11 protein-coding genes and 3 pseudogenes are annotated in these 9595 nt (G+C 62.8%); 10 read left to right on the top strand and 4 right to left on the bottom strand.

Annotation, left to right across the window (positions count from 1 at the left end; translation table 11 throughout):
- Positions 1 to 367: 367 nt before the first annotated feature.
- Both E3O39_RS14910 and E3O39_RS14905 read left to right on the top strand, forming a co-directional pair.
- Entirely contained in the window at positions 368 to 1111 is a 744-nt protein-coding gene (locus E3O39_RS14910; RefSeq protein WP_134446636.1) for a type IV toxin-antitoxin system AbiEi family antitoxin domain-containing protein, read from the top strand.
- Positions 1112 to 1119: 8 nt separating this feature from the next.
- Positions 1120 to 2043, top strand: a complete 924-nt coding sequence (locus tag E3O39_RS14905; RefSeq protein WP_134446635.1) for a nucleotidyl transferase AbiEii/AbiGii toxin family protein — start codon at positions 1120 to 1122, stop codon at positions 2041 to 2043.
- Positions 2044 to 2047: 4 nt separating this feature from the next.
- Here E3O39_RS14905 and E3O39_RS14900 read toward each other — a convergent pair whose 3' ends face one another.
- Positions 2048 to 2458, bottom strand: a complete 411-nt coding sequence (locus E3O39_RS14900; protein ID WP_134446634.1) for a hypothetical protein — start codon at positions 2456 to 2458, stop codon at positions 2048 to 2050.
- A gap of 143 nt (positions 2459 to 2601) precedes the next feature.
- Between E3O39_RS14900 and E3O39_RS14895 the strand changes: the two are divergent.
- The 6 genes and pseudogenes from E3O39_RS14895 to E3O39_RS19915 all read left to right on the top strand — a co-directional run.
- A pseudogene (locus E3O39_RS14895) lies at positions 2602 to 2811 on the top strand (transposase); the annotation flags it as partial.
- Between the two features lie 18 nt (positions 2812 to 2829).
- On the top strand, positions 2830 to 3177 hold the full coding sequence (locus E3O39_RS14890; protein WP_134446640.1) for a flagellar assembly protein FliW: 348 nt from the start codon (positions 2830 to 2832) through the stop codon (positions 3175 to 3177).
- A gap of 197 nt (positions 3178 to 3374) precedes the next feature.
- On the top strand, positions 3375 to 3542 hold the full coding sequence (locus E3O39_RS19070; protein ID WP_166787279.1) for a hypothetical protein: 168 nt from the start codon (positions 3375 to 3377) through the stop codon (positions 3540 to 3542).
- Complete coding sequence (locus E3O39_RS14885) at positions 3539 to 4285, top strand: cytochrome b N-terminal domain-containing protein (protein ID WP_134446633.1); 747 nt, start codon at positions 3539 to 3541, stop codon at positions 4283 to 4285. The genes E3O39_RS19070 and E3O39_RS14885 overlap by 4 nt, the downstream gene beginning before the upstream one ends.
- Positions 4282 to 5247 (top strand): hypothetical protein, encoded by a 966-nt coding sequence (locus E3O39_RS14880; protein WP_241975300.1) that lies wholly within the window; start codon positions 4282 to 4284, stop codon positions 5245 to 5247. The genes E3O39_RS14885 and E3O39_RS14880 overlap by 4 nt, the downstream gene beginning before the upstream one ends.
- A gap of 173 nt (positions 5248 to 5420) precedes the next feature.
- On the top strand, positions 5421 to 5540 hold the full coding sequence (locus E3O39_RS19915) for an acetylxylan esterase (RefSeq protein ID WP_134446638.1): 120 nt from the start codon (positions 5421 to 5423) through the stop codon (positions 5538 to 5540).
- On the opposite strand, the pseudogene E3O39_RS14870 reads toward E3O39_RS19915, so the two are convergent.
- The 3 genes and pseudogenes from E3O39_RS14870 to E3O39_RS14860 all read right to left on the bottom strand — a co-directional run.
- Positions 5527 to 5807 (bottom strand): annotated as a pseudogene (locus E3O39_RS14870) (transposase); the annotation flags it as partial. The gene E3O39_RS19915 and the pseudogene E3O39_RS14870 sit on opposite strands and share 14 nt — an antisense overlap.
- Before the next feature lie 374 nt (positions 5808 to 6181).
- Positions 6182 to 7267: a DUF1648 domain-containing protein gene (locus tag E3O39_RS14865; RefSeq protein WP_134446632.1), complete on the bottom strand. Its 1086-nt coding sequence runs from the start codon at positions 7265 to 7267 to the stop codon at positions 6182 to 6184.
- On the bottom strand, positions 7264 to 7656 hold the full coding sequence (locus tag E3O39_RS14860) for a GntR family transcriptional regulator (protein ID WP_134446631.1): 393 nt from the start codon (positions 7654 to 7656) through the stop codon (positions 7264 to 7266). The genes E3O39_RS14865 and E3O39_RS14860 overlap by 4 nt, the downstream gene beginning before the upstream one ends.
- An 883-nt stretch (positions 7657 to 8539) precedes the next feature.
- On the opposite strand from E3O39_RS14860, the gene E3O39_RS19910 reads away from it, so the two are divergent.
- Positions 8540 to 9121 (top strand): IS30 family transposase, encoded by a 582-nt coding sequence (locus E3O39_RS19910; RefSeq protein WP_166789568.1) that lies wholly within the window; start codon positions 8540 to 8542, stop codon positions 9119 to 9121.
- 45 nt (positions 9122 to 9166) lie between these two features.
- A pseudogene (locus tag E3O39_RS19765) lies at positions 9167 to 9595 on the top strand (IS21 family transposase); the annotation flags it as partial.

Genomic DNA, 9595 nt, shown 5'->3' with positions numbered 1-9595 from the left:
TCGACACCCGGCCCAGATAAGCGACGAGCTGGGCGCCGAGGAGCTCGCGGAGACCCGTGACAATCCCGCCGGTATCCAGCCGCACAGAGTCCTCGTACGCGCGATAACCCGGCTGCGCAGCGGAGACAGGAATGCTCATAACCGAGAGTCTTCCGCATCACGGACCCAATAGCAAGAATCACTAGCATTTCAACAGGTAATATCACAGGTTATATAACACCCAATATGACTGATAATGTTAATTATGTCAGTTTGCCCTGATCGGAGGCACTTTTTCTTCCAGCAAAGTGTAAAGAGGTGATTATTGCGACCACTGATACTGCACCCATTACTTCAATATTCACGCTCTGGGTGTAATTATTGAAGTATGAAACCTCGGGATGCGCTTCGGGTTGTGCAGGATCTTGCCTCCTCGCAGTGGGGTTTGCTGACCACGCCGCAGGCCCGCAGCATTGGCGTGACGGCGGCGCAGCTGGCCAGGTTCGCTGAGCAAGGCGCCCTGGTGCGGCTGCAGCATGGCCTGTATGTGGTCGCCGGCGTACCGTTTGATCGGCACCGGGATCTGCAGGCGGCATGGCTTGCCCTCGACCCGCGGGTGCCAGCGTATGAGCGCATCAATATCCCCGGGGTGCCGGTCGTCTCGCACGGTTCTGCGGCTGAGCTGCATGGCCTCGGGGACATCGAAGCGGATGTCCACGAATTCACTGTGGGTAGCCGCAAGCAGAGTCGACGCGAGGATGTTCGCATTCACCGCGGCCACGTTCCGAAAACCGATTGGACTCAAAAAACGGGTCTGCCCGTCACGACACCTGCTCGCACCGTTGTAGATCTCGCCGCGGCCGGGATCGACGGTGGACATCTGGCCGTGGTGGCCCGAGACGCAATCATCACGGCCGGCGTCAGCATGGGGCAGCTCGGCCGCCAGCTCGCGCCCTTCGCGGCCAAGTACGGTGCCCCCGCCAGCGACGGAGACGCTCTCCTGAAACGTTTCCTCGATGAAGCCGGGATCCCCGCGGTCTCCGAAGGGCTGGCCAACAACCGGGTGCAGGAAATCATGGACCAGCTGGCGGTCACTGCCGCCCGGCAGGTGAGCCCGCAGGCCGATGATTGACTCAGAGAATGAGTGAACCCCGGTACTCCACGCCCGCTGCTTTCCAACGCGCCGTCACCGACAAACTCAAAATCGCGGCCGCCCTCCGACGACGTAAATTCAACGAACTGTCCCGGGAGTTCCTGCTGCAACGATTTCTCGCTCGCGTGTTCACCAGCCCTGATTCGATGTGGGTCCTCAAGGGTGGAACCGGGCTACTGATGCGGCTGCCCGGCAGCCGACACAGCCAAGACCTGGATCTCTTCCACCGGACGGCAGACCTGGCAACGGCCGTCGATGAGCTGCAAGAGATCGCAGCGCTCTCGGGTCTGGACCAGTATCGGTTCGTGCTCAGCGAACCGGTGAGCATGACCGGCGGCGTGGAAGGAGCCACGATCAAAGCCACCGTGTACCTGGGTGTCCATGAAGTGGGCGCCTTCCCGATCGACCTCTCCACCCAGCTGGAGTTGGTGGCCGGGATCGACACCCTCAACGTCGAGCCAATCATCGAGATTGACGATGTGGCACCCCTGCCCCCGTTCCGGATCTACCCGCTGCCTGATCAGATCGCGGACAAGGTTTGCGCCATGTACAGCACGTACGGGCAGCAGCAGGGGCCCTCCACCAGGTACCGTGACCTCGCTGATCTCGTCACAATCATCACTTCAACAACCTTCGACGCCGCAGCAACCCGCACAGCTCTCGTTGCTGAATCTCGACGTCGTGGAATCGAACTACCACACACCATGCAACTGCCAGCCGCGTCCTGGATCACCGGTTACACGGCGGCCGTTCGACGATTCGCAGCCTTGCCCCCGGCCCTCCGCGACGTCGACGCTGCCCTCGAATTCACCGCGGTCTGCCTGAACCCGCTCTTGGCTGGAGACATCGTCTCCGGTTCATGGATCTCCCAAGCAGCGACGTGGATGGACGCAACACCACCCGCCCCGTAACTACCTAAACCGTCGGGCGGTGGCCGGGACCGCGTTGAATTGGGTCGTCGTTTGAGGCGGGCTTTTCCTGCTCGAGGTGACGCTCGCGTAGGCGCCGCACACGCTCGGCCACATCGACGGCTCCTCCCAAATCGGTGTCCCCGGACAGCCGCGCCCGGAGACCGGCCACGCGCCGACTCGCCTCCGCCGCAGCGTTGTCCTCAACAACACGGAGACGCTCGAGCGACGCGGCGGCCGCCGTGTAGGCATCGTCATCTGTGCGAACAGCGCCGAGAGGCGACTCGGTGTCGGTGATCTGATTCAGGTCGCGGAAAGCAACCACGTTGCCAAGGTCGCACCGCCACGCCTTCTGCAGGGAGGCGTCATCCGGGGAGGGGCGCAGTTTCGCGCTCCACGGCTCCGGTTTCGCGGTCACAGTATCAACCAACGCCTGGGTCCGGTCGTGGATGAGCTCGGCCTGGGCGTGCAGCTAGGCGCGAGTCTCCCGATTGTCTCCGTCCACTCCTACCGGCGGAGGACCGACCCAGCTCGGCAGTCCCGTCTCTGATTGCGACCCCGCTGGCACTCCAATGCGGTGGTGATAGATCTTCGCGAACGACTCGACGGTCGAGCCTCGTCAACGCCCTAGGCACGGACACCGGGATCTCTAAGTTCGAAGTGTCGCGAATTTGCGCGGATCTGGACGGGGAAGTTACCGCGTTCCGCGACCGGCACCTGGGCGTGACAGGCTACCTTTCCGTGTTCCTCGACGCCACGTACTGCAAGGTGTGCATCACACCGCGGCCAGTGAGCGCCACCCTGACATTGGTCTCCCCACCGCCCGGGCTCGACTCGCTGACCGAGTTCGACTTCACGGAGATAACCGGCGCGGACGGCCTCTACACGCTGCAGTCCGCGGACGACCGGCAGACCCGGCTGTTCGTGCTCGACGCCGTGATCTACCTACCGGACTACTCCCCCGTCATCACCGACGACCACGCCCACTCCCTTGACCTCGCCGGCCCCGAAGACGCGCTCGTTCTCGTCGTGACCAACCCGCGCCAGGGCGGCACGACCGTGAACCTGATGGTGCCGATCGTCGTGAACCCTGCGACGGAGCGATGCGCGCAGATCATCCTCGAAGGCCAGAGCTGATCCCTTCGCGCAAACTCGGCGCCCACCCGAAGTCCTGAACGCACCCTCCGCAGCACTCCTTCCTGAACGTAATCTCAGGTTCTTTCCCCACGGAATGATGAGCAGATTTTCCCGAACGGGAATAGCGTGAATTTCATCGGGGCACAGCCGCTCGGATCCACCCGTGGCTGGCTGATATCCCGAGCAATGGAGCCGCAATGCATCCGCTCATCAGTTACTTTGCGACTCAGGACAGTCCAGGCATCTATGTCGGCTGGGGGGCATTCCAGATCCAGCTCGGCAATCTCATCGTGATCATCGTGATCATCGTGCTGTTTCTGCTCGCCCTGGTGCTCCCGTTCCCGAGTGGGAAGAAACGCCCATGAGCATCCGCGAGGAGCAGAAGAGTGAACCCGCCGAGGAGTACTACACCTGGACGGGTAAAGCCCGAGGCTGGTTGCTCAAGCACCTGCCCGCCGACAAGCTGCTGCCACAGGACCAGCCCAGCTACGTCGCATCCTGGATCTACGTTTTCGGCATGGGCGCCATCGTCTCGCTCGTGTTCATCGTCGTCTCGGGGGTCGTGCTCAGCCTGAACGGCCCGGCCTGGTACCACATCTCCGACTTCGGCCACTTCGTGAACAGCGTGCACCTCTGGAGCGTCGAGGTCTTCTTCATCACCATGGTCGTGCACCTCTGGGGCAAGTACTGGATGGCCGCCTGGCGAGGCGGGCGAACGCTCACCTGGATCACCGGGGTGGCCGCCTTCCTCGTCTCGATCGTCGCGGCATTCACCGGGTACCTGCTCCAGACCAACTTCGACTCGCAGTGGATCGCCTTCGAAGGCAAGGACGCACTCAACGCCTCCGGCATCGGAGCCTGGTTCAACGTGGCCGACCTCGGCCAGATCTTTGGTTTCCACATCGTGCTGCTGCCCCTCGCGGTCGGCGCCGTCGTCGCGCTGCACGTGATCCTGGTGCGGATGCACGGGGTCGTCCCCCCGATCGACGCGGCTGAGAGCGACGCCCAGCTGAGTGGCGACGTGCTGCTCGGCGACGGTACAGCGCTCGGCCACAGTCCAGCGGCCCAACCGGACGCGAACCCGGAACAGAGGGAAGCGACGCGATGAGCACCGCAACGACGTCCCGCTCCAATCGCGACGCCCTCGCCCGACGCCCCTGGCGCGGAAGGGTGCGCGAATACGACCTCTTCAAGGAACTCACCGTTGCCCTCGTCGTCGTCGGACTCCTCATCGTGGGTCTCTCGGCGATCGTCGGCTCGCCGGACGAACCGAGCGTCACCCTCAAGTCCTGGGCGCAGGCAGAACCGGCGGACTTCGTCGCGACGGCGACCGCCGAGCTCGGCGGAACGAGTGATTCCGCCGGTTACGGGCCCCCCTACAACAACACTCCCGACGCGACCCAGACCATCGGGGCCTTCGACCTGCAGAGCTTCTCCGGAGTGCGACTGCCGATCGACACGGCGCAGGACCTCGTGATCACCCCGCTGACGACCCTCAACGTACCCCCGAGCGCCGCCCTCGACGCGTGGAACACCGCGATCGACACCCAGAAGACCGACTGGACCGCCGCATACACGGATGCCCTCACGAACGCCCCCGACGGCGACCCCGCCCAGGTCGCCACCGGCGGCTACGGGCCCGTCCCGGTCCTCACCGGTGCTCTGCTCACGATGGCGAGCCAGGGCGCACTCGACGGCGTCCTGAACGCCCAGCAGTCCTTCTACAACTCCGACTACACCCGCACCATCCTGTTCCTCGGCGACGGCGCCTACTTCAGCGACCTCGCGAACGCCCAGCACCTCACCGGCGACCAGTGGGGCATGATGAACGAAACAGGGAACACGCCCGGACAATCCTGGCTGTGGCTCTTCTCCTTCTGGTACCAGGTCGAGCCATTCGCCTCCGCCCCGAACGCCGACCTGCTCGTCGTTCTCCTGATGCTCCTGCTGAGCGTGCTACTGACGCTCGTTCCGTTCATCCCCGGCCTGCGGGACATCCCACGGTGGATCCCGATTCACCGGCTGATCTGGCGCGACTACTACAAGAAACGCGAGACGGGCCGGGGCTGACCAGAGATTCTTAGGTGTGTCGGTCCTGCCGTCGAGGTGCAAAGTCCGTCGGGGATTGCGCTCGCATCAGGTCCGCAGTACCGGCGGAATCCGCCCTTACGTGTACGAGCTCGAAGCTGGGCTCGCACTGCACGCTTGAAAGGTCCTTTCCCATGCCCCGCTAAAACCCCTGCCTGCCGGAACTCCGTGAGTACCGCTCGCTCGCTGCCGACCCAGACGACTTCGACGAGTTCTGGGAGGGCGCCCTCGCCGACGCCCGCCGGTTTCCCGATAAGCCGCGCCGAGGGCCGTGACCAGGTCGTCGACTTTCCGGGTTGGGACGCCGTGGAGGTAAGCCTCTATAACGACGGCGAACAGGGCCTGTCCACCCGGCGGCGGCGCTCGAGGCGCGCGGGGACGAATGAACCCTGCCGCAGATTGGGGATCTTCAGGTTCAGGTCTCCGGCGGTGGTCGTCGACAGACGCGGGCGGGCGCCGTTGCGTTGGGTGGTGCGGTCCTCGGAGCGTTCGAAACGGCCGGCGCCGATGAGGGCGGTGGCCCCCGCGTTGATGAGTTCCTGGTAGAGGGTTTCGGTCGCGACGCCCGACTATCACCGGCGTAGCTGTCTCCGAAGCTGTGAGACATCGTGTCCACGATGTCATGAGATAGCGTGTCCACGATGCATTGAGACAGGACATTTCACGGAGACGGTAGCAAATTCCTGCGAACACGGTCGCAGCCTGTGCTTCTCCTTCTGACGTGGCACTCCGCGATTTGAGCCTGTTATCGAAGCATGTGTCGTCGAAGCATGGTCCACTGCTCATTCGACGGCAAGGACAGTGCAAATCGCTTCCAATGGGCACAGTGACACCTCGGACACCCGGGTCGACCGACGACTCTCCTCACGAATGCTTCCTTCATCGTCAAGGATCCCTCTTAGGGTCCCAGTGGCGTCTAGCCGTCGAAACGTAGGACGATCACAAGAGTGATCAGCGCGAGCAAGCCGGCCAGGAGCATCGCGGTTCTGGGATTGCCGAGGTTCACAGTCCATCCAAGTCCGAACCTGCGTGGAACGAGCAGTGCACGGTCTTCACGGTTGATGTAGAACAAGCCGCCGCGCCAGAACCTGTCGTCGTCGCGGTGCGTCAGGCCGGTTTCTGGTTCGGCGACATCGCCCCGGTCCCGGTTGTTCCTCGCCAGGACCAAGACCAAAACCACGACTGCGGCCAGGATCGGGAATGCGATGACCAGTGGCGCCCACGGTGTGACAGTGCCGGTCCACATGAGTACCGATGATCCAAGCATCGCCACGTCGATCATCGCGACAAGCCCGAGGACTGCTTTGGCGCTCAGCGCCTTGTACCGCCGATACCAATCAGCGGAGCCGACGGGGCGCGCTGGATCGATGTCGGGCCTGCTGCGGACGATCGCCGCCGCCATGGCGGCGAACAGAGCTGTCAAACCGATCTGCATGAACACCAAGGAGAAGGCTGTGCCAACAGACTTCACGGTCACCCTGTCGGGCAAACCTTTCGCGCCGTAGTGCACCGCGAGGACGTCGGGCATCGACGGGTACAGGAGCACTCCAGCTACTCCCGTCCCGACGGTAATAATTATGGCCGGAGCCAGCCACAGCCACGGGAACCGCAGAGGTTCCGTCCGTAATCCGATGTCCACCGCGATGCCCTGGTGGCGCCCCTCGAACCACCGTCCGGCGGCTTTCGCGGCTCGGATCTCCTGATTGGCCAGATAGAAGCACCCGTACCAGAGGCCGACAAGCGCCAGCACCGACAAGGGAAGCAACACCGGCTGCCCCGTCAGCGCGAAAATACCGACACCGACCCCGGCGACGACGAGGCCGCCAATTAGTACTCTCCGCCGATAGATGCGGGCCTGCCTTGTTACCGTGAGTTCCCCTGCATGCTCGGCTGGCACTCTGACCCCGAAGGGCACGGTCGGACTTGTGACCGATGGCAGCACCAGGGCCAGTAGGAGAACAAGTCCCAAGAGAACGAGACTCAAAATTATGGCGACGCTCATGGCGTGTCCTCCCGTTTCTTGGCACTGAATGACTCGAGCAGGGACCGGCACGTTTGAAGAACCTCATCGGCCGACATCCCTCTGGCGATGCCCTCGGCCAAAAGAGTCCGGGCCCGTGCTGTCCACTCCGAGGGGAACGTCCCGTCCGCTACCATCGCTATCACCACGGCACCGGATTTGCGATTGAGCCGAATCAGTCCCTCCTTCCGCAGAAGATCATAGGCCTTGTTGACGGTATGGAAATTGATCCCAAAGTCAGAAGCGAGCGTCCTCGTGGCCGGCAAAGAACTGCCTTCGGTCAGCACACCATCGGCGATAGCTTCCACGACCTGGTCCCTGAGCTGCTGGTAAATCGGCAACTCGCTGTTCAGGTCCACCTTGAGGATCATTACGCTCACCGCCTCGTTTGTTCTATCTAATATAGAACACATGGTGTTCGAGCGGTAGTGGTTTGGTTTGAAGCGTCTGGTCGACTCCATTGCGCTATCGAGGGCTCGTTTTAGGCGGGCGAGCACGTGGAAACGATGAGGTGAGGGTGCGCGTCGGCGACCGTTTCGCCCATGTCGGGCGATGGATCATGCTGCTTGAGATAGACGATTGCGAAACGACGGTTCTCCTCGAGAATTGCTTGGATCTTAACGAAGTTCGGTCGTTGCACTTGTCGGTATTGAGCCTGTTCGCTTGCGGGGGAGAATCGCCGAATTGGCGGCTGCCCATAGGGTCACGCAAGAGCGACAACACTGTGACGCTTGCGACCCAGGAACAGATCCTGGAGTCCAAAAGCGAAACAACAACACCCCATGTGTTGTCACCTCACGGCAGAGCAGCACACCCGCTTCGAGCGCTAAGCGTCCCCGGAATCGTGCTACCCGGTCGCCGGAACAGCGCCACCCGATAGGGCGACGCGCCAAGATGCCCCAATGTCGGCGGCCATGACAAGCTGGGCGGTTTCTACCGAACGTCGCATCACCTGAGTTTCAGGAGTAGCGATGCCAGATAGTCCAAGGACGCAGCGAAAGGGTTCCGGCGCACTGCCGATGGTCGAGACCCGCGCCAAATATGCTCAGCTGATGAGGCAAGGAATCAGCAACGCCGAGGCGTGTCGAACACTGAAGATAAACCGGCGCACGGGCATGCGATGGCGACACGGGCGGACAGTGGCGAACGCGCAAGGACGCGCGAAGACCTACGCGCCGATCTCGCTGAAAAGCACCGCCGACGATTTCGTCACGAAACCTCTCCGAGGGCGAGCGGATCCAGATCGCCGATGCGTTGCAGGTCGGAAAAAGCCTGCGTCAGATCGCGGCCGAGCTGGGCAGAAGCCCGTCGACGGTCAGCCGTGAGGTCGTCAGGAATCGGGCGCCACGCCAGAAACGATATGCTCCTCGAGCGGCGCAGGTTCTGGCGGAGGCCGCGCGCAAACGCCCCCGGCCGGGCAAGATCGCCGGGAACCCACAGTTGCGGGATGCGATCTCGAAACACCTTCTCGAACAGTGGAGCCCCAGGCAGATCAGTCACCAGCTCCGGATCGATTTCCCGGGCCAGCCCGAGATGAACGTCGTCCACGAAAGCATCTATCGGGCCCTGTATTCGCCGCACACCACCGGGCTGGTCCGGGGAATGACCCGTCACCTCCGAACCGGGCGCCGCGGGCGCCTGACCCACCGTCACGCGACGAAACGGCGTTCAAAGTTCTCCGGCCCGCTACTGGGCGAGCGCCCCGCTGAGGTCGACAGTCGACTAGTTCCCGGTCATCGGGAAGGCGACCTCGTCTGCGGAACGTTCAACCGTTCAGCGATTGCTACCCTCGTGGAACGCACCACCGGTATGCTCCTGCTCGTGCACCTGAANTGATTGCGGTATCTAGACGCATCAAACAGCTCAGGAAGAGGCCCACTTATGAAGGTAGACGTAGAAATCATGGAGATACTCGCTGCGTATGATCTGACCAAATCTTTGCGGGGCGCCGCAGAGTTGACGGGGTGCTCCCATCACACGGTTGCTCGCCATGTTGCCGCTCGCGACGCTGGCCAGCCGATTGCGAACCCGGTCAATCGTGGTCGGGTCACGGACCCGTTCATGCCCAAGCTTGAGGAATGGATGGTCGCTTCCAAGGGCAAGCTGCGCTCGGACATCGCCCACACGAAGCTCGTGGCTTTGGGCTATACGGGCTCGGATCGCTCGACCCGCCGAGCTTTCGCTCAGGTTCGTGCCGCCTACCGCCTCGGCAACACCCGCGTGCACCGCCCATGGATTTGTGAGCCGGGCATGTGGATTCAGTACGACTTCGGCGACGGCCCCGTGATCGACGGCAAGAAGACCGTGCTC

This window comes from Cryobacterium sp. MDB2-A-1 (genome assembly GCF_004402675.1).
In the GTDB taxonomy this organism is placed as follows: Bacteria; Actinomycetota; Actinomycetes; order Actinomycetales; family Microbacteriaceae; genus Cryobacterium; species Cryobacterium glucosi.
This window is presented reverse-complemented; position numbering and strand designations above follow the sequence as displayed.

Coding starts and splice junctions, on each gene's coding strand:
- E3O39_RS14910 (WP_134446636.1), top strand. CDS start 368: ATGAAACCTCGGGATGCGCTTCGGGTTGTGCAGGATCTTGCCTCCTCG.
- E3O39_RS14905 (WP_134446635.1), top strand. CDS start 1,120: ATGAGTGAACCCCGGTACTCCACGCCCGCTGCTTTCCAACGCGCCGTC.
- E3O39_RS19070 (WP_166787279.1), top strand. CDS start 3,375: ATGCATCCGCTCATCAGTTACTTTGCGACTCAGGACAGTCCAGGCATC.
- E3O39_RS14885 (WP_134446633.1), top strand. CDS start 3,539: ATGAGCATCCGCGAGGAGCAGAAGAGTGAACCCGCCGAGGAGTACTAC.
- E3O39_RS14880 (WP_241975300.1), top strand. CDS start 4,282: ATGAGCACCGCAACGACGTCCCGCTCCAATCGCGACGCCCTCGCCCGA.
- E3O39_RS14865 (WP_134446632.1), bottom strand. CDS start 7,267: ATGAGCGTCGCCATAATTTTGAGTCTCGTTCTCTTGGGACTTGTTCTC.
- E3O39_RS14860 (WP_134446631.1), bottom strand. CDS start 7,656: ATGATCCTCAAGGTGGACCTGAACAGCGAGTTGCCGATTTACCAGCAG.